Origin of the sequence: Rhodococcus sp. 05-2255-1e (genome assembly GCF_002259025.1) — a bacterium.
GTDB lineage: Bacteria > Actinomycetota > Actinomycetes > Mycobacteriales > Mycobacteriaceae > Rhodococcoides > Rhodococcoides fascians.
The window spans coordinates 1-615 of sequence record NZ_NOZE01000012.1 but is presented as its reverse complement, the minus strand read 5'-3'; the positions used below and the strand labels follow the sequence as shown (position 1 = coordinate 615).

At 60.7% G+C, this 615-nt stretch carries 1 pseudogene; it reads left to right on the top strand.

Features of this window, described 5'->3' with window-relative positions:
* Positions 1 to 386: pseudogene (locus CH262_RS27540) on the top strand (hypothetical protein); the annotation flags it as partial.
* Between the last annotated feature and the right edge of the window lie 229 nt (positions 387 to 615).

Genomic DNA, 615 nt, shown 5'->3' with positions numbered 1-615 from the left:
GGGTCGCTCCCGCATGGTTCGGTGAGTACGTGCGGCCGATCCACGAACGGGCCGCCGTCGAACGGACCTTGCAGGCCGTACGCGAGAGCGCCAATACCGAGCGTGCGAACCATCACGAGTGGATCAGGCGGCTGAATGAGTCTGCATGCGAATGGGCGGACGAGAACAGTCTGTGCAGCGAGTTCGAGAGGTTCTGCGAACAGTGGGGGTTCGAAGGCCGAGAACGTGATTTCGATGTAGAAGTGGATGTCACAGTTTCATTAACAATGACGCGATCGGCGCGTAGCCAAGAAGATGCGGACGAGTCCGTAGATCTGGACGATGTACGGCAGCATCTACGGGACAATTTCTCGTATCTCGATGTGAATTTCACTGTGGGGGAGTAGTAGCCGTACCACAGTGGGGTGCGCGCAGCGTGCCCCACTGCGGTAGCGGTTGATCGGCCGGGGCGCGCAGCGGTCCGAAGGTTGTACCGATACGAAAGATATTGTCAGACAATCAAGATAGGTGATTCGTTGGCCGTTGGCGCGCAGCGCCCGGCAAGGAAAGTCCGCACTAGGCCGCCTTGGCGGCCGGCTTCTGGCGGTGGGCGCGCAGCGCTCACCGGAGCCACCG